The organism is Rhizobium sp. LC145, assembly GCF_001005825.1.
Taxonomy (GTDB): domain Bacteria; phylum Pseudomonadota; class Alphaproteobacteria; order Rhizobiales; family Rhizobiaceae; genus Neorhizobium.
On sequence record NZ_LBHV01000008.1, the window covers coordinates 124,721 to 144,202 of the forward strand.

A 19,482-nucleotide genomic window follows, 5' to 3' on the forward strand; every position below is an offset into this window, starting at 1 on the left:
CGTTGCCGCCCTCTATTTCTTTCCTCCGCGGATGTGCATCCGGTCGGCCCTCATCAATGACGTGATGAGCGGCATCTCCCGGGCAGCCGATCCAGGCAAGGCCGACAGCTAACCAGTTCTCACCGAAAAGTCGTATCCATGTCCCTTCATACCACGCCGACCGGTTCCCAACGCGAGAACGAAGCCAAGCAGATCGACCATAACGATTCGATCCGCTCGACTTATTTCAACACCGAGGAGCTGCGGGCGTGCGGGGTAGAGCTCAGCCGCGACGGAGCGCGCAGCCTGCCGGGTTTCGGTCCTTTCGACTTCTTCCAGCGGCATCGGGAGAATGAAAAGGAAATCCTTCGCGTCTATCGCGCGACGGCGGCCGATGTGGATGCCGGTGCGACCATCACTCCCGCAGCGGAATGGCTGCTCGACAATCACTACATCGTCGAGGAGGCCATCCAGGAAGTAAGGCGGGACTTCCCCCGGCGGTTCTATGGACAGTTGCCGCGCATGTCGGTCGGCGGCAATGAAATACCGCGCGTGCTGGCGCTCGCCTGGCTTTATGTCGCGCACACCCACAGCACCGTCTCCACCGACGCGCTCGAAGCGATGGTCGATGGTTTTCAGGACAAGGAATCGCTGGAAATCGGTGAGCTGTGGGCACTGCCCTCCTTCATCCGCTTCGTCCTGATCGAAAACCTGCGGCGTATCGCGACCCGGGTCGAGCGCTCACGAAATATGCGTGGCAAGGCCAACGAAGTCGCCGATGAGATCATCCGTCTCAACGACGAGACGGCAAGCCTCGATGTTCTGAAGCGCGCCGAAGCGTTTGCGAACGACAATACCTTCATCGCACAGTTCTTCTATCGCTTGCGCAATGCCGCGCAGACATCCGGTTTCGCGGTCGCCTGGATAGAAGAGCGCCTGGAGCGCGCCGGCACGGATATCGAAGAGGTGATGCTCGCCGAGCAGAACCGCCTCTCGTCCGGCAATGTGACGATGGGCAACATCATCAAGAGCTTGCGCGAGATCGACGATACCGAATGGAGCGTCTGGTTCGAGGAAGTCTCCAAGGTCGACAAGATCTTCCGTGAGCACACCGATTACGAGGCGCTCGATTTCGGCTCGCGCAATGCCTATCGCAATCGCATCGAAAAGCTCGCGCGGCGCTCGCGTAAGAGCGAGACCGAAGTGGCGCTCGCGGCAGTCGCGCTTGCGGAGGAGGCGGCCGCAAACGGCAGCGCCGATCCCCGCGAGACCAATATCGGCGCTTTCATCGTTGGCCGCCATCGGCGGAAACTGGAAGCGAGGATCGGCTATCCGCCGGCGATGTTGCAGCAGACCCTCCGGTTCGTTCGCCGCCTGAACTGGTTCGCGATTGCCGGGCCGGTGATCCTGCTGACCGTGCTGGCCATGGCGATCGTCGGCTGGTTCATGGTGCAGGCGGATATGTCCTGGCCGGTCATCTCCTTCTTCATGTTGATGTTCGCACTGCCTGCCTCCGAGGGCGCAACCGGCCTCTTCAACACGCTCGTCACCTATTTCGTGCGGCCGACGAGGCTGGTGGGTTACGAGTTCAAGGAAGGCATACCCGAGGATGCGAAGACGCTTCTCGTTGTGCCGTGCCTAATTACCAACCGCGACAGCGTCGACGAGCTGATCCGCAATCTGGAAGTCCATTATCTCGCCAACCCGCGCGGGGAAATTTCCTTTGCGCTCCTGAGCGACTGGCGCGACAGCAATGTCGAGGAAAGTGCCGCTGACCTCGAGATTCTTGACTATGCCAAGCGCGAGATCGCGACGCTGAATGCGCGCTACACGCATGACGGAAAGACGCGTTTCCACCTCCTGCACCGCCGCCGGCTCTTCAACCCGAACGAGGGCGTGTGGATGGGTTGGGAGCGCAAGCGCGGCAAGCTGCACGAGTTGAACCTGCTGCTGCGCGGTGACCGCGATACCAGCTATCTGCCGGGCGCCAATACGGTGCCGGAGAACGTGCAATACGTGATGACGCTCGATGCCGATACGCGGCTGATGCGGGACGCGGTGACGAAGCTCGTCGGCAAGCTGCACCACCCGATCAATCGTCCGGTCCTCGATCCGAAGACGAACCGGGTGACCCACGGTTACGGCATTCTCCAGCCGCGCGTGACGCCGTCACTGACGACCGGCAAGGATGCTTCGGTCTTCCAGCGCGTCTATTCCGTCGGGCGGGGCCTCGATCCTTACGTCTTCACCGTCTCCGACGTCTATCAGGATTTGACCGGAGAAGGCAGCTTCACCGGCAAGGGGCTCTATCATGTCGATGCCTTCGAGGCTTCGCTGAAGGGCCGCATCGACGAGAACTCGGTGCTCAGCCACGATCTTCTCGAAGGTTCCTTCGCGCGCTGCGCCCTGGTGACCGATGTGGAATTGGTCGAGGACTTCCCGACACGGTATGAGGTCGAAGTCTCCCGCCAGCATCGCTGGGCTCGCGGCGACTGGCAGCTCCTGCCCTATATCCTCGATACCAAGCACGGCGTCACCGCGCTCGGCCGCTGGAAGATGATCGATAACCTGCGCCGCTCGCTCACGCCGATCGCCTGGTTCTTCGCTTCCGTGCTGGGCTGGTATTTCATGGACCCGCTTGGGGCGCTGGTCTGGCAGATACTGCTGATCTTCTCGCTCTTCGTCGCGCCGACGCTTTCACTCGTGACCGGCATCTTCCCCCGCTCGACCGATATTATTCCGCGAGCGCATTTCTATTCCGTCTGGTCGGACATTCGTTCGGCAAATGCGCAAGTTGCACTGCGGATCGTCTTCATTGCCGATAGCGCCTGCATCATGACCGATGCAATCGCCCGGTCCGTTTACCGTCTCTTCGTCAGCCGCAAGCTGATGCTGGAATGGCGCACGGCTGCCAGTATCCAGTCGAGCGCCCAGGGCAGCCCGCAGGACTACTATCGCTCCATGTGGCATGCGCCGGCGATCGCGGTGCTCAGCATCATTCTGTCGGCAATCCCCGGCGACAACGCTTTCCTGGTGGGCATTCCATTCGCCATACTCTGGATACTATCACCGCTGGTTGCCTGGTATGTCAGCCAGTCGGCCGAGACCGAAGACCGCCTCTTCGTTCCCGAACCGGTCTCCGTGGAGCTGCGCAAGATCGCGCGCCGCACCTGGCGCTATTACGAAGCCTTCGTGACCGAGGAACAGAACTTCCTGCCACCCGACAACTTCCAGGAGCGTCCGGAACCGATTCTGGCCAAGCGCACCTCTCCGACGAATATCGGCGTCTACCTGCTTTCCGTCATCTCGGCGCGCAATTTCGGCTGGGTGAACTTCACCGATACCATCGAGAGGCTGGAGCGGACCATCGCGACTGTCGAGCGGATGGAGAAGTATCGTGGCCACCTCTTCAACTGGTACCATACCGATAGTCTGCAGACGCTCGGACCGCGCTACGTCTCGGCGGTCGATAGCGGCAATCTGGCGGGTCATCTGATCGCCGTTTCCTCCGCTTGCCGCATCTGGGCCGAGGCGCCCTCGGCGCATCTTCAGGGTAGTCTCGACGGTATAGGCGACGTTGCCGGCATTCTTGCCGAAACGCTCAAAGCCCTGCCGGACGACCGCAAGACCGTGCGGCCACTGCGCCGCCGGCTGGAAGAGCGTATTGCGGGGTTCAGCAATGCCCTTGCTGCCGTCAAACGCGAGCACGAGTTTGCCTCCATCCGCATCATCAATCTGGCCGTGCTGGCCCGCGACATCCAGAAGCTTGCGACCAACCTGCACCATGAGGTGAAGTCGTCCCAGAGCGACGAGGTGACGCGCTGGACCTCCTCGCTGGTCAATGTCTGCGAAGCCCATATCGCCGACAGCGTCTTCGATCACTCGAACATCGAGCCGTTGCGCGAGCGTCTGGCCACGCTGCGCGACCGTGCGCGCGACCTTGCCTTTTCCATGGATTTCTCCTTCCTGTTCCGGAAGGATCGTAGGCTGCTTTCGATCGGCTATCGGGTCGAGACCAATGAACTCGATGAGGCCTGCTACGACCTCCTCGCCTCCGAATGCCGCCTGACGAGCCTTTTCGGCATCGCCAAGGGCGATCTTCCGAATGAGCACTGGTACCGCCTCGGTCGCCAGGTCGTTCCGGTCGGCGCGCGGGGCGCGCTCGTCTCTTGGTCCGGCTCGATGTTCGAATACCTGATGCCGCCGCTCGTCATGCAGGAGCGGCAGGGCGGCATCTTGAACCAGACCAACAATCTGGTGGTCAAGGAACAGATCGCCCACGGCAGGCGTCTCGGCACGCCCTGGGGCATTTCCGAAGCGGCCTTCAACGCACGCGACCATCTGTTCAACTACCAATACACGAACTTCGGCGTGCCGACGCTCGGCCTGAAGCGTGGCCTCGGGCAGAACGCGGTGATCGCGCCCTATGCCTCGATCCTTGCCAGCCAGTACGATCCGCTGGCGGCACTCGAAAACCTAGAGGAATTGCGCTCGCTCGGCGCTCTCGGAGCCTATGGCTTCCACGACGCCGTGGATTTCACGCCGACACGCGTGCCCACCGGGGCGCGTTGCGCGGTGGTCTACAACTACTATGCGCATCACCACGGCATGTCGATCGCGGCGGTCGCCAACGTCGTTCTCAACGGCATCCTGCGCGAATTCTTCCACTCCGATCCGGTAATCGAGGCCGCCGAACTGCTGCTGCAGGAAAAGGCGCCGCGCGACATTCCGGTGATGAGCGCCAAGCACGAGGAGACGCCCGGCAAGGGACAGGCGGAGCTGCTTCGCTCGGAAATCCGCACGGTTGCCGATCCGGCGCTCAGCGAGCGGGAGCTGGTGCTGCTTTCGAACGGCCACTATTCGCTCATGCTGACTGCCGCGGGTTCCGGCTATTCGCGTTGGAACGGACTTTCGGTCGCGCGCTGGAAACCGGACCCGACGGAAGACCGGTGGGGCCAGTTCATCTTCCTGCGCGATACCGCAAGCGGCGAGTGGTGGTCGACCACCACAGAGCCGCGGCGCGCCGAGGGCGAGAAGGCAAAGACCGTCTTCGGCGATGACAAGGCCGAATTCCACAAGACCGTCGGTGACCTCACGAGTGTCGTCGAATGTATCGTGGCGACCGAGCACGACGCGGAAGGGCGCCGGGTCACGCTGTTCAATATGGGCGCGGAAGATCGCTTCATCGAAGTCACCTCCTATATGGAGCCGGTGCTTGCCAGCGATAACGACGACAGCGCGCATCCCCTGTTCTCGCGCATGTTCGTCCGCACCGAAATCGGCAAGCGCGGCGACGTGATCCGGGCATGGCGCAACAAGCGCAACCCCAGCGATCCGGATATGATCGTCGCGCATCTTGCGTCGGACAATGCCGGCTCCGCCCGGCCGACCGAGTTCGAAACCGACCGCCGGAAATTCCTTGGTCGCGGTCGCACGCTTGCCGAGGCGGCGGCCTTCGATGCCGGCGCGACGCTTTCCGGCACGGACGGCTTCACGCTCGATCCCGTCCTGTCGCTCCGTCGCGTCGTTCGAGTGCCGGCCGGCAAGAAGGTCAGCGTGATCTTCTGGACGATAGCCGCGCCGAAGCGCGAGGAACTGGACCAGGCGATCGAGCGCTACCGCCATCCGGATGCCTTTGCCCATGAGCTGGTCCAGTCCTGGACCCGCACGCAAGTGCAGATGCGCCATCTCGGCATCAATTCGCAGCAGGCGGCCGCGTTCCAGCATCTCGCCCGCTATCTCATCTATCCCGACATGCATTTGCGGGCGGACCAGGCGACGATCGAATCCGGCATGCAGCCGCAGTCTGCACTCTGGCCTCAGAGTGTCTCCGGCGATTATCCGATTTTCACGCTGCGCATCAACGACGACACGGACATGCCGGTCGCCCGCGAGGCGGTAAGCGCTTACGAATATCTGCGCTCGCGCGGAGTCACCGCGGATCTCGTCGTCTTCAACGAGCGGGCGACCTCCTACGCCCAGGACATGCAGCACGCGATCGAGGGCGTCTCGGATAATGCCCGCCGCACGAGCCAGCAGGAAGGCGCCCAGCATGTCTTCGCGCTGCGCCGCGACCTGATGACCGAAGAGGATGCGAACGGTCTCTTCGCGGCCTCTCGCGTCGTGCTTCATGCCAAGAACGGCAAGATCGTCGATCAGCTCAATCGCGCCATCACCCTGTTTGCCGCTCCGCGCGTACAGGAGCCAGACCGGCGTCCATTGCTCACCGGCGAGGATTTCATCGCCGGCGAAGCGGTGCAGGGTGCTGGCGATCTTCAGTTCTGGAACGGTTTCGGCGGGTTCGCGGAAGATGGCAGCGAATATGTGGTCCGACTTGCCGGTGGCCAGTCGACGCCGCAGCCGTGGATCAACGTGATCTCGAACGAAAGCTTCGGCTTCCACGTCTCCGCGGAGGGTGCCGGCTTTACCTGGTCCCGCAACTCGCGAGATTACCAGCTCACGCCCTGGACCAACGATCCGGTCATCAACCGGCCGGGTGAAGGCTTCTACATCGTCGATCGCGAGGGCGGTGATATCGTAACGCCGTTCGCGTCGTTGTCTCGCCGTCCGTCGGCTCGCTTCGAACCCCGCCACGGGCTTGGTTATTCGAGCTTCTCGACCGAAGACAACGGTCTGGCGGTCGAACTGACCCAGACAGTCGACCGGCAAAGGCCGGTCAAGCTTTCCTCGATGCTGGTCAAGAATACCGGTTCCAAGCCGCGCAATCTCAGGGTTTATGCCTATGCGGAATGGCTGCTGGGCAACAATCCCCAGCGTTCGCTGCCGTTCATCCTGACGAGCCGGGATGAAGAAACGGGTGCGCTCTTCGCCACCAACCCGTTCAGCGTCGATTTTCGCCGTTTCGCTTTCCTCTCGGCAAGTGAAGTGCCTTCGAGCGTCACGACCAGCCGACGCGAGTTCGTCGGAAGGTTCGGCAGCATCGACCGGCCGGCTGCGGTCGCGGCCGCCGTGCCGCTTGCCGGGACCTTCGAGATCGACGGGGACCCTTGCGCGGCGCTCGCCTTCGATGTCGAGCTCGGGCCGGGAGAGGAAAAGCTCCTCAACATCTTCCTGGGTGATGCGGAAACCCGCGAGGAAGCCAAGGCATTGGTGGCGCAGCTTCGTTACGACGACGCGGATCGGATTGTCGCCGGCAACAGGGATTTCTGGAAAGGCTTCACGGGTCGCCTGAAGATCGAGACGCCGGACGATGGGCTCAACCATATGGTCAACCATTGGCTGCCCTATCAGGCACTCGGTTGCCGCATCATGGCGCGGTCGGCTTTTTATCAGGCCAGCGGCGCCTACGGCTTCCGTGACCAGCTGCAGGATACGCTGGCATTCCTCGTCCACGAACCGTCACTTGCGCGGCGGCAGATCGTCAATGCCGCCGGGCGGCAATTCTCCGAAGGTGACGTGCAGCACTGGTGGCTGCCGCAGAGCGGCGCCGGCGTGCGGACGATGATTTCCGACGATGTCGTATGGCTCGCCTATGCGGTCCATCAATACGTCGCCGCCACGGGGGACCGTACGCTTCTCGACGAGCAGCTTCCCTTCCTTCAGGGACCGCAGCTTGCGAAGAACCAGCACGATTCCTTCTTCAAGCCGGATCAGTCCGCGGATGCGGAAAACATCTACGAGCATGCGGCCCGCGGCCTCGATCTGGCGATCGCGCGAACCGGAGAACACGGCCTGCCGCTGATCCTCGGCGGCGACTGGAACGACGGAATGAACCGGGTCGGCATCGGCGGACGCGGCTCAAGCGTCTGGCTGGGCTGGTTTCTGGCGAGTGCGTTGCGCGACTTCATCGGCTATGCCGAGGAACGTGGCGACGCCACCCGCGCGGAGGCATGGAAAAGCCATCTGACGTCTCTGAAACTGGCGTTGGAGACGGCCGGCTGGGACGGCGATTACTATCGACGCGGCTATTTCGACGACGGTTCGCCGCTCGGTTCCAGCCAGAGTGAGGAATGCCGCATCGATTCGCTTGCTCAGTCCTGGAGCGTGCTTTCCGGCGAGGGCGATCCCCAGCGGGCAGAGCAGGCCATGAACGCGGTGCTGGAAAAGCTCGTCGATGCGGAAACCGGCATCATCCGGCTTTTCACGCCACCCTTTGCCGAGAGCGCTCAGGATCCCGGCTACATCAAGGCCTATCCGCCAGGCGTTCGCGAGAACGGCGGGCAGTATACCCATGCGGCGATATGGGTCGTTCTGGCGTTTGCCGCACTCAAGCGGGGTGACGATGCCTGGAAGTGCTTCCAGATACTGAACCCCGTCAACCATGCACTCGATCGCGATGCCGCCGAGAAATACCGGGTGGAACCGTATGTGGTTGCCGCGGATGTCTATGGGGCTGGCGATTATGCCGGGCGCGGCGGGTGGAGCTGGTACACGGGCTCCGCCGGCTGGCTCTATCGCGCAGCGGTGGAAGGCATTCTCGGCATCCGCCGCCAGGGCGACCGCCTCTTCGTGCGGCCGGCTCTCCCTTCCGATTGGAATAGCTATTCCGCCGAACTGGTCCTCGAAGGCAAGAGCCATAAGATCGCCGTCGAAAGAAAGAAGGGTGATCTTGTCGTGACCATCAACGGCAAGGCGGTAAAGGAAGATGAGGGCTTTGCCCTCGGAACCGGAAAGACAAAGCGGCAAGTGCAGCCGGTCTCCGGCTGACGCGGATCAGGTCGACCAAAAGAGAAAAAGCCCGCCTCCGAAAATAAACGGAGGCGGGCTTTTGCTTTCGTGTCGGACGTGACGTGAGTCTCAGGCGGGCTCGGGTTCGCCCCGCTTCGCCTCGTCATCGGTCAGGATGCCGCTCGTCCTGAGAAGGGAGGTGAAGCGGCCCCCACTGTGACTGAGCTCTTCGAAGGTGCCCATTTCGAGAATGCGGCCCTGGTCGAGGAAGATCACCTTGTCGGCATCGCGGACGGTGGAGAGCCGATGAGCGATGATGAAGGTGGTGCGGTTTCTGCGCAGCCGATCGATAGCGGCCTTCACGCGCGCTTCAGTCTCGACGTCGAGCGCGCTGGTGGCTTCATCCAGCACCAGTATAGGCGCATTCTTGAGAATCGCGCGCGCGATCGCGATGCGCTGGCGCTCGCCGCCGGACAGCCGGTTGCCGCGTTCCCCGACGGGCGTCTCGTAGCCGCTGAGGCGGCTTTCGATAAAATCGGTGGCGGCGGCAGCCTTAGCGGCGGCGGCGATCTCCTCCTCGGTGGCCCCTTCCCGTCCGAGCCTTATGTTGTCGCTGATCGAGCGGTTGAGCAGTCCGGCATCCTGGAAGACGGTCGCAATGGAAGAGCGCAACGACTTGCGCGTGACCGTGCCGGTATCGACGCCGTCGATGAAGATCTTTCCCTTCTGCGGATCGTAGACCCTCTGGAGGAGATTGACGAGGGTCGTCTTTCCCGCGCCGGTCGGACCGACGATGGCCACCGTCTCGCCGGCCTTGGCAATGAAGGAGATGTCGTGCAGGCCTTGTGTCGAATTGCTGAACTCGAAGGAGACGTCGCGGAACTCCACCTCGCCGCGGACGGCTCCCATCTCGCCAGCGCCGGCAGGTTCCTCGCGTTCCTGCACGGAATCCTCCAGCCGGAAGAAATCCTCGAGCTTCGCGCGCGCCTCGAATATCTGGGTCGCGAATTGGCGCAGGAGATCCAGGCGCCCGATCAAGAGATTGGCGAAACCGATAAATGCCACCACGTCGCCGACGCGAATCTCGCCGCGTTGCACGAGGATGGTGCCTATGACCAGGATCACGCCCATGGAGACGGTTGAGGCGGTGCGGTTCAGCGCGCTTGCGAGCGCCCACCAGTCGAGGACCGGATACTGGGCGTCCAGCAGGTCCTTGGTGTAATCCTTGAGCGCCTTCGTTTCGGCTTCGATACGGTTGTAGCTATGCAGCACCGATACGTTGCTGATTGAATCGCTGACATGCGAAAAGACGTTGTGATAATGGCTCTCGACGGAGGCTTGGCCTTCCTTGGTGCGGTTCATCACGGTCTTGCCGATGATCCAGTAGAGTACGCTGAGAACCATCAGAACGATGCTGAGCCGCCAATCCATCGAGATTGCCGTCGGGATCAGCAGAAGCAGGGCAACGGCGGTTGCCAGATGCGTTCGCATGAATTCGAGCCACAACCCGAACAGGGTTTCGGCAGCCCTCAACAGGGTATGAAGGGCGTTGGAGGTGCCGCGCTGATGGTGCCAGGCAAGCGGCATCGAGATGATGCGCCCGAAGGCTTCCGTCAGCAGGGTGGCGCGCCTGCCGTGGGCGAGGCGGTCCGCCTCGCGGGCGACGAGAACATAGGCGATCGTGTTGAAGACGCCGAAGCCCGCCCAGAGCATGAGGACGGAAGTGACGCTGCCTCCGGAGGAGATCGCATCGATGATTCGGCCGAAAAGAATCGGCTCTATGATGGTGATTGCCGCGAGCACGATGTTGGCGATGACGACCAGCGAAACCCGGAAGCGATTCGCTGCGAGATATTTCAGAGCTCGGGAATATACCTGGAGTAGTGACAACTGGCGCAACCCTCTTTCATGACATACGCCGCTTTTCGTCGAAGGAACATGCGGCGACAATACTGCGTTAGGTGCTCATACTCCCGTTGAAATGAACCGACCCTGAAAGATACGAAAAAAGATTGCGTGCGAATTTATTCCACCATTTCAACGGCGAACATGAATACCCAGGAGATCCGCAACGACATTTTCGCGACGGATGCAGGAAATAATAGGCTTCTGCAAGAATGTTTCACCCCTTGCAGCTCAAGGTAGGTTTCGACAGTTACGATTTTTGACTCGCTATGCAAGATTTTGCTATCCGTTTTCAGTAATTTGCTAACCAAACCGATCAACTATGGGTTACGCGATTAAGATATTTTTATCTCAGAGCGAGAACAGGACGTAAGGCATAATGCAGAATTTCGGGGGCAAGCTTGAGTATTCAATCTATCGTCCAACTTTTGGTATTGGTAAGCGAGACTAAGACAAAGAGCGATCTCGTAACGTTGCTCGAATCTCTATTGAAGACCTATGGATTTGAATATTATGGCGTTCTGACGCAGCCTAAATCTCACGAGAACCCGATGAAGATGATGCTGGCGGGGCACTGGCCCGCGGGCTGGCGGGAAAATTATGTAGCCAAAAAATATATCCTCATCGATCCAGCCATACGAATAATGGGTATTGCCCATAGATCCTTCCGATGGCGCGAGGCTTCCGCGATGTTGAGAAACGATCCGCTATGGCCGCGCGCGCAGCGCATGATGCAGGATAGCAGTCGCCACGGGCTCCACGACGGCTATACATTTCCGGTTCATGGTCGCGGCGGCCTGCTCGGCAGCATGATGATCAGCAGCAGCCGTTCCGTCGATTTGTCGCCAGCTGAAATGGCATTGTTCGAAACGGCGGCGAAAAAGGTTTTCTGGCGTCTGATGGAATTCGCCGGTGAGGCGAAGAAGCTCGAAAAGGCAACGGCTCTCGGCGCGCCTCTTACCCGCCGGGAGATGGAGGTGATCGGTCTTTTGGCGGATGGGATGACCTCTCACGACATCGCGCGGACGCTGAGCATCTCCAATCATACCGTGGATTGGTACATCAACGGTCTTCAGGACAAGCTCAATGCTCGAAACAGGCAGCATCTGGTTGCCTTCGCGTTTCGACATGGTCTCGTCGCTTGAGAGGCTGGGCGAGTTCACATTAATTTGAGAAGATGTTTTAGGAGAAATTGAACTCCAGCGGTTAAGGCGCTATTGGTTTCTTCGCAGTGCAGCATTCTGCTGGGGTTTTGAGGAGGACCGCTTTGCCGATTTCGAAGATTCTTGTCGCCAACCGTTCTGAAATCGCGATCCGGGTTTTCCGCGCAGCCAATGAGCTCGGCATAAAAACGGTCGCAATCTGGGCGGAGGAAGACAAGCTCTCGCTGCATCGCTTCAAGGCCGACGAGAGCTATCAGATCGGCCGCGGCCCGCATCTCCAGCGCGATCTCGGGCCGATCGAAAGCTATCTCTCCATTCCGGAAATTATCCGAGTTGCCAAGCTGTCCGGGGCAGACGCCATTCATCCCGGCTACGGCCTCCTGTCGGAAAGCCCCGAGTTCGTGGAGGCGTGCAACGAGGCCGGGATCATCTTCATCGGCCCAACCCCGGAGACCATGCGCCAGCTCGGCAACAAGGTCGCTGCGCGTAATCTGGCGATCTCCGTCGACGTGCCGGTCGTTCCGGCAACCGAACCGCTGCCCGACGACATGGCGGACGTCGCCAGGATGGCAGCCGAGATCGGCTATCCGGTCATGTTGAAGGCCTCCTGGGGCGGCGGCGGGCGCGGCATGCGCGTCATCCGCTCTGAAGCCGATCTGGCCCGCGAGGTGACGGAAGCCAAGCGGGAGGCCAAGGCGGCCTTCGGCAAGGACGAGGTCTATCTGGAAAAGCTCGTAGAACGGGCCCGCCATGTGGAAAGCCAAATCCTTGGCGATACGCATGGCAATGTCGTGCATCTCTTCGAGCGCGACTGTTCTATCCAGCGGCGTAACCAGAAGGTCGTCGAGCGGGCGCCGGCGCCTTATCTTACGGACGCCCAGCGCCAGGAACTGGCGAACTATTCACTGAAGATCGCCAAGGCGACGAATTACATCGGTGCCGGCACGGTCGAATATCTGATGGATGCCGATACCGGCAAGTTCTACTTCATCGAGGTCAATCCGCGCATCCAGGTGGAGCACACGGTGACCGAGGTGGTTACCGGCATCGATATCGTCAAGGCGCAGATCCACATCCTCGACGGCTTCGCAATCGGCACGGCGGAATCCGGCGTGCCGGCCCAGAAGAATATCCGTCTCAACGGTCATGCGCTCCAGTGCCGCATCACCACGGAGGACCCGGAGCACAACTTCATTCCGGATTACGGCCGCATCACCGCTTATCGCTCGGCCTCGGGTTTCGGTATCCGGCTTGATGGCGGCACCTCCTATTCCGGCGCGATCATCACGCGTTTCTACGACCCGCTGCTGGTCAAGGTGACGGCCTGGGCTCCGAAGCCGGAAGAAGCGATCAGCCGCATGGACCGGGCCCTGCGCGAATTCCGCATCCGCGGGGTTGCCACCAACCTCACCTTCCTCGAAGCGATCATCGGTCACCCGAAGTTCCGCGACAATTCCTATACGACGCGGTTCATCGACACGACGCCGGAGCTGTTCGAGCAGGTGAAGCGCCAGGATCGCGCAACCAAGCTGCTCACCTATCTCGCCGACGTGACCGTCAACGGCCACCCGGAAACCAAGGGGCGTCCGAAGCCATCGGCTCAGGCCGCCAAGCCGGTGCTGCCCTATGTCAACGGACCAATCCCCGACGGCACGAAACAGAAGCTCGACGCGCTCGGACCGAAGAAGTTCGCCGAATGGATGCGGGACGAGAAGCGTGTTCTAATGACCGATACGACCATGCGCGACGGGCATCAATCGCTGCTCGCCACGCGCATGCGCACCTATGACATCGCGCGCATCGCCGGGGTGTATGCCCGGGCGCTGCCCAACCTCTTCTCGCTGGAATGCTGGGGTGGGGCGACCTTCGATGTGTCGATGCGCTTTCTGACCGAAGACCCGTGGGAGCGGCTGGCGCTTATCCGCGAAGGTGCGCCGAACCTGCTCCTCCAGATGCTGCTGCGCGGCGCCAACGGCGTCGGTTACAAGAACTATCCCGACAATGTCGTCAAATACTTCGTCCGTCAGGCGGCTGCAGGCGGGATCGATCTCTTCCGCGTCTTCGATTGCTTGAACTGGGTCGAGAACATGCGTGTCTCGATGGATGCGATCCAGGAAGAGAACAGGCTTTGCGAGGCGGCGATCTGCTATACCGGCGACATCCTGAATTCCGCCCGGCCGAAATACGACCTCAAATATTACGTGGCACTGGCCGAAGAACTGGAAAAGGCGGGCGCGCATATCATCGCCCTCAAGGATATGGCCGGCCTGCTGAAGCCTGCGGCTGCGCGGGTCCTGTTCAAGGCGCTGCGAGAAGCGACCAGCCTGCCGATCCACTTCCACACCCATGATACGTCCGGCATCTCGGCGGCGACCGTGCTTGCCGCGGTCGATGCCGGCGTGGATGTGGTCGATTCGGCGATGGATGCCCTTTCCGGCAATACGTCGCAGCCTTGCCTCGGCTCGATCGTCGAGGCACTCGCCGGTTCCGAGCGTGATCCGGGCCTGGACCCGGAATGGATCCGCCGTATCTCCTTCTACTGGGAGGCGGTGCGCGCTCAGTATGCCGCCTTCGAAAGCGATCTGAAGGGCCCCGCCTCGGAGGTCTATCTGCACGAAATGCCGGGTGGGCAGTTCACCAATCTCAAGGAGCAGGCCCGCTCCCTCGGCCTCGAAACCCGCTGGCATCAGGTGGCGCAGGCTTATGCCGACGCAAACCAGATGTTCGGCGACATCGTCAAGGTGACGCCGTCTTCCAAGGTGGTCGGCGACATGGCGCTGATGATGGTTTCTCAGGATCTCACTGTTGCCGATGTCGAGAACCCGGATAAGGATATCGCCTTCCCGGAATCGGTCGTGTCCATGCTCAAGGGCGATCTCGGCCAGCCACCGGGCGGGTGGCCAGCGGCCTTGCAGAAGAAGGCGCTCAAGGGCGAAGAGCCTTATACGGCCGTGCCCGGCTCCTTGCTTGCCGATGCCGATCTAGATCAGGAAAGGAAGACGATCGAGGAGAAGCTCGGGCGCAAGATCGATGACTTCGAGTTCGCATCCTACCTGATGTACCCGAAGGTATTCACAGACTTCGCGCAGGCAGCGGAAACCTATGGCCCGGTCTCCGTTCTTCCGACACAGGCCTATTTCTACGGGCTTGCTGATGGCGAGGAGCTGTTCGCCGATATCGAAAAAGGCAAGACGCTCGTCATCGTCAACCAGGCGATGAGCGCCACTGATGTGCAGGGCATGGTGACGGTGTTCTTCGAGCTCAACGGCCAGCCGCGTCGCATCAAGGTGCCGGACCGGGCGCATGGTGCTTCCGGCGGAGCCGTGCGCCGCAAGGCGGAAAGCGGCAATGCCGCCCATCTTGGCGCACCGATGCCGGGCGTCATCTCCCGCGTCTTCGTTGCGCCCGGTCAAGCCGTCAAGGCCGGTGACGTGCTGCTCTCCATCGAGGCGATGAAGATGGAGACAGCTCTTCATGCCGAAAAGGACGGCCTTGTCGCCGAGGTGCTGGTCAAGGCCGGTGACCAGATCGACGCAAAGGACTTGCTGGTCGTCTACGGCGGCTGAACGACGCCTTCACTCCATATTCCGGGCGGCCTACAGGGCCGCCTTTCTGCGTTGAGATGCAATAACGAGTGCCGGTTATTGCATGTTTGTGCCGAATTGTGCATGTTGCCGCGCATGGATCATTTTGTCAGCGAGAGACAGTCGGAGATATTGGCGCAGTTGCGCGCCAAGGGGCGCGTTTCTGCCCATGAACTGGCGCAGACTTTCGACGTTTCGGAGGATACGGTTCGGCGCGACCTGCGCGAGATGGCGGCGCGGGGCGAGTGCGAGCGTGTCTATGGCGGCGCACTGCTGTCTGCCGGGCAGACGGTGCCGCTTCGAGTCCGTATCGCCGACGAGCCAGACCGCAAGGCGGTGCTGGGGCGGACGGTGGCGGGCCTGCTTGCCGAGGGCAGCGCCGTCTTCTTCGATGCGGGATCGACCAATCTGGCCATCGCTCGCAATCTTCCCGAAGGGTTGCGGCTGACGGCGATCACCAACACACCGGCCATCGCCGCCGAACTTGCCGGCCGGGCCGGCATTGAACTCGTGATGATCGGTGGGAAGGTCGATCCAGCCGTGGGTGCGGCGATCGATGCGACGGCGATCCGGCAACTGGAGGCGATACGCCCTGACCTCTGCATCCTCGGCGCCTGCGGCCTGACACTGGACGAAGGGCTGGCGGCGGACGTTTTCGAGGACGCCGCCTTCAAGCGGCTGGCAAGCACCGCTAGCAAACGTAGCCTCGCGGCGATCACTTCGGACAAGCTCGGGCTTCGGGCGGCATTTCATGTGCACGATCTCGCCGCACCGCTGTCGCTGGTGGTGGAAGCCGATGCGGATGCGGCGGTGGTCCAGCAACTGGGCCGGCAGGGTGTCGAGGTACATCGCTGTGCGTCCGCCGGTACGATCAACGACAAAAGACCAACAAGAGGAAACACCCCATGAGCCAGTCGGATGTCGAAAAGACGGTGCGCCCGCTCGCGTCCTATCTTACCAGGGAACGCGCCGGTGTGGCGCTGCTCTTCCTGATGAACGGGTTCATGGTGGGAGCCTGGGCGCCGAAGATTCCCGAATTCGCCGAGCGTCTTGGCTTGAGCGAAAAGGAACTGGGGCTGATGATCCTGGTCTTCGGCGTCGGCTCCATAATCATGATGCCGATCGCCGGCAGCCAGATCGCCCGCTTCGGTTCCAACATGGTGTCGAAGTTCGCCGCGGTGCTTCTGACGCCAATGCTTTTCCTCCTTTCGCTGAGCGGCGAGATCTGGAGCGGTGCGATTGCCATCTTCCTGTTCGGCGGGCTGATCGGCGCCATGGACGTGGCGATGAATGCGAATGCGGTGGCGACCGAAAAGCATATGCGCCGGGCCATCATGTCGTCTTGCCATGCGTTCTGGAGCCTTGGCGGGCTTATCGGGGCATCGACCGGCGGCTTTCTCATCCAGTCGATCGGCGTTCTTGCGCATGCCGTTGTCGTCACGCTGTTCGCCGCGCTGATGATCGCCGCCAGCTGGAAAATCGTGCTGCATGATGCGCCGCATCCCGACGAACACAAGGACGGAACGCGCAGCCGCCTGCCGCGCACACCGCTGCCTTGGCTGATCGGCATCGTTGCTCTGTTCTGCATGATTCCGGAGGGCGCTGTCCTCGATTGGGGCGCGCTTTACATGCGCAATGAACTCGGCGCCTCGGTTGCGCTGTCCGGCTTCGCCTTTGCCGGTTTTTCGCTCACCATGGCGATCATGCGCTTTGCAGGCGATCTCATCCGCGACCGGCTGGGGGCTGTCATGACGCTCAGGATCTGCGGCACGATCGCCATTGCCGGACTTGCGATCATCGGGCTTGCGCCGAATTCGGCGGTTGCCATCGTGGGCTTTGCGCTCGCCGGTATCGGTATTTCCAACATGGTGCCGATCGTCTTTTCTGCTGCCGGCAACCTGCCCGGCATGGCGGCGGGTGTCGGGCTTTCTGTCGTCACGACCATGGGCTATTCCGGTATCCTGCTCGCGCCATCGGTGATCGGCTTCGTAGCCGAACATACCGGGCTTGCATCGATCTTCCTGGCGCTTTCCGGCTTCCTCATCGTCGTACTAGCCGTATCGCGTCTCGCGCGGTATGCGGACGGGGCGCATCACTGACGAAGCGGCATGGTCGCCATGCCGCAAAAGTGCCTCAGGTGAGTGGTTGACAAGCGGCAATGCATACGCCACCTGAAATGCAATTCTGCTTGAAGGCACCGAGACCGCGACCATGTCCTCACCGCTCGATTACGATCCGAAACCGCGCCGCGCCACTGTTGCCGTCGATGTCGGCGGCGTGATCGTCGGCGGGGGTGCGCCCGTCGTCGTTCAGTCGATGACCAATACGGATACGGCCGATATCGACGCGACGGTCGCTCAGGTCGCGGCCCTTCACAAGGCCGGCTCGGAGATTGTCCGCATCACGGTTGACCGCGACGAGAGCGCGGCTGCCGTGCCGAAGATTCACGAACGCCTGCTGCGGCTTGGCATGGACGTGCCGCTGGTGGGAGACTTCCACTATATCGGCCATAAACTTCTCGCCGATCATCCGGCCTGTGCCGAGGCACTTGCGAAATACCGTATCAATCCGGGCAATGTCGGCTTCAAGGACAAGAAGGATAAGCAGTTCGCCGACATCATCGAGATGGCGATCCGTTACGACAAGCCGGTCCGCATCGGCGTCAACTGGGGATCACTCGACCAGGACCTCCTGACCACGCTGATGGACCGGAATGCCGAAGCGGGTTCCCCGCTTTCCGCCCGACAGGTCATGCATGAGGCGATCGTCCAGTCGGCCCTGATCTCGGCGGAGCTTGCCGAAAGCATCGGTCTGCCCCGTAACCGTATCATTCTCTCCGCGAAGGTCAGTCAGGTGCAGGACCTCATTGCCTGCTATTCCATGCTTGCGGAGCGCTCCAACCACGCCCTGCATCTCGGCCTCACCGAAGCGGGCATGGGTTCCAAGGGTATTGTGGCCTCTTCGGCGGCCATGGCTTATGTGCTGCAGCAGGGGATCGGCGATACGATCCGCGTCTCGCTGACGCCGGAGCCGAACGGCGATCGCACCCGCGAGGTGCAGGTGGCCCAGGAAATCCTGCAGGTCATGGGCTTCCGCCAGTTCATTCCGGTCGTTGCGGCATGTCCCGGTTGCGGCCGGACGACCTCGACGGTCTTCCAGGAACTCGCCCAGCGCATCCAGGACGACATCCGCAAGAACATGCCGGTCTGGCGCGAGAAATATCCGGGCGTCGAGGCGCTGAATGTCGCGGTAATGGGCTGTATCGTCAACGGACCGGGTGAAAGCAAGCATGCCGACATCGGCATCTCGCTTCCGGGAACCGGCGAGACGCCGGCGGCTCCGATCTTCATCGATGGCAAGAAGGCGATGACGCTGCGCGGCCCCAATATTGCGGCAGACTTTGAAAAGCTCGTGATCGAATATATCGAACAGCGCTTCGGTCAGCGAACGGCGGCCGAATAGGCTCGAGTTCTCCTCGCTATCGCCGCATTTCATGATAAATGAAGTGTGGCCACAGACGACGGGGATATCGATTCGAATGATCAAGAAAGTCGCAATCGTTGCGCTTTGCGCGACCTATCTTTCCTCCTGCACCACTACCGACCCCTATACAGGCGAGCAAAAAGTTTCCAATACCGCAGGCGGTGCGGCGATTGGCGCTGGCCTCGGCGCGCTTGGCGGCCTTGTGGTCGGCGGCGGCAGCAAGGGCCGCAATGCGCTCATCGGTGCAGCGATCGGCGGCCTCGCCGGCGGCGCGATCGGCAACTATATGGATAGCCAGGAAGCGGAACTGCGCCAGCAGCTGCAAGGCACCGGCGTTTCGGTCACGCGTGTGGGTGACCGCATCGTGCTCAACATGCCGTCGAACGTCACGTTCGCAACCGACCAAGATCAGGTGATCCCACCCTTCTATGCGACGCTCGATTCCGTCGCGATCGTGCTGAACAAGTTCGGCAAGACCTATATCGACGTGAACGGTCATACGGATTCCACCGGCAGCCTGGCGCATAATCAGGGCCTTTCGGAACGCCGCGCCGCATCGGTCGCGAATTATCTTGCAGGCCGCGGGGTCGATCAGCGCCGCATGTCGACCATGGGCTTCGGCCCGTCGCAGCCGATTGCATCCAACGCGACGCCGGATGGTCGCGCGCAGAACCGCCGCGTCGAGGTAATGATCGCGCCGATCACGCAAGGCTAAGGTTCGCCCTGAGCCGCTCTAGAAG

General features: G+C 61.4%; 8 protein-coding genes. 7 read left to right on the forward strand and 1 reads right to left on the reverse strand.

The window, feature by feature from the left end; genetic code table 11:
• Positions 1–138 precede the first annotated feature (138 nt).
• Positions 139–8,646, forward strand: coding sequence for a glucoamylase family protein (locus tag YH62_RS20750; protein WP_046796186.1), 8,508 nt, complete (start codon positions 139–141; stop codon positions 8,644–8,646).
• A gap of 90 nt (positions 8,647–8,736) precedes the next feature.
• Here YH62_RS20750 and YH62_RS20755 read toward each other — a convergent pair whose 3' ends face one another.
• The gene (locus YH62_RS20755; protein WP_046796187.1) at positions 8,737–10,497 is read right to left on the reverse strand and encodes a glucan ABC transporter ATP-binding protein/ permease; all 1,761 of its coding nucleotides are present in this window, start codon (positions 10,495–10,497) and stop codon (positions 8,737–8,739) included.
• Positions 10,498–10,913: 416 nt separating this feature from the next.
• Here YH62_RS20755 and YH62_RS20760 point away from each other — a divergent pair, with 416 nt between their 5' ends.
• The 6 genes from YH62_RS20760 (at position 10,914) to YH62_RS20785 (ending at position 19,457) form a co-directional block, all read left to right on the forward strand.
• On the forward strand, positions 10,914–11,657 hold the full coding sequence (locus YH62_RS20760) for a LuxR family transcriptional regulator (protein WP_046796188.1): 744 nt from the start codon (positions 10,914–10,916) through the stop codon (positions 11,655–11,657).
• A 122-nt stretch (positions 11,658–11,779) separates the two neighbouring features.
• Positions 11,780–15,241: a pyruvate carboxylase gene (gene pyc, locus YH62_RS20765; RefSeq protein ID WP_046796189.1), complete on the forward strand. Its 3,462-nt coding sequence runs from the start codon at positions 11,780–11,782 to the stop codon at positions 15,239–15,241.
• A gap of 114 nt (positions 15,242–15,355) precedes the next feature.
• Positions 15,356–16,168, forward strand: coding sequence for a DeoR/GlpR family DNA-binding transcription regulator (locus tag YH62_RS20770; protein ID WP_046796412.1), 813 nt, complete (start codon positions 15,356–15,358; stop codon positions 16,166–16,168).
• The gene (locus YH62_RS20775; RefSeq protein WP_046796190.1) at positions 16,165–17,358 is read left to right on the forward strand and encodes an MFS transporter; all 1,194 of its coding nucleotides are present in this window, start codon (positions 16,165–16,167) and stop codon (positions 17,356–17,358) included. Before YH62_RS20770 ends, YH62_RS20775 begins: the two co-directional genes overlap by 4 nt.
• Before the next feature lie 112 nt (positions 17,359–17,470).
• The gene (gene ispG, locus YH62_RS20780) at positions 17,471–18,721 is read left to right on the forward strand and encodes a flavodoxin-dependent (E)-4-hydroxy-3-methylbut-2-enyl-diphosphate synthase (RefSeq protein WP_046796191.1); all 1,251 of its coding nucleotides are present in this window, start codon (positions 17,471–17,473) and stop codon (positions 18,719–18,721) included.
• A 76-nt stretch (positions 18,722–18,797) separates the two neighbouring features.
• Complete coding sequence (locus tag YH62_RS20785) at positions 18,798–19,457, forward strand: OmpA family protein (RefSeq protein WP_046796192.1); 660 nt, start codon at positions 18,798–18,800, stop codon at positions 19,455–19,457.
• The last annotated feature ends 25 nt before the right edge of the window (positions 19,458–19,482 follow it).

Coding starts and splice junctions, on each gene's coding strand:
- YH62_RS20785 (WP_046796192.1), top strand. CDS start 18,798: ATGATCAAGAAAGTCGCAATCGTTGCGCTTTGCGCGACCTATCTTTCC.
- YH62_RS20770 (WP_046796412.1), top strand. CDS start 15,356: ATGGATCATTTTGTCAGCGAGAGACAGTCGGAGATATTGGCGCAGTTG.
- ispG (WP_046796191.1), top strand. CDS start 17,471: ATGTCCTCACCGCTCGATTACGATCCGAAACCGCGCCGCGCCACTGTT.
- YH62_RS20750 (WP_046796186.1), top strand. CDS start 139: ATGTCCCTTCATACCACGCCGACCGGTTCCCAACGCGAGAACGAAGCC.
- YH62_RS20775 (WP_046796190.1), top strand. CDS start 16,165: ATGAGCCAGTCGGATGTCGAAAAGACGGTGCGCCCGCTCGCGTCCTAT.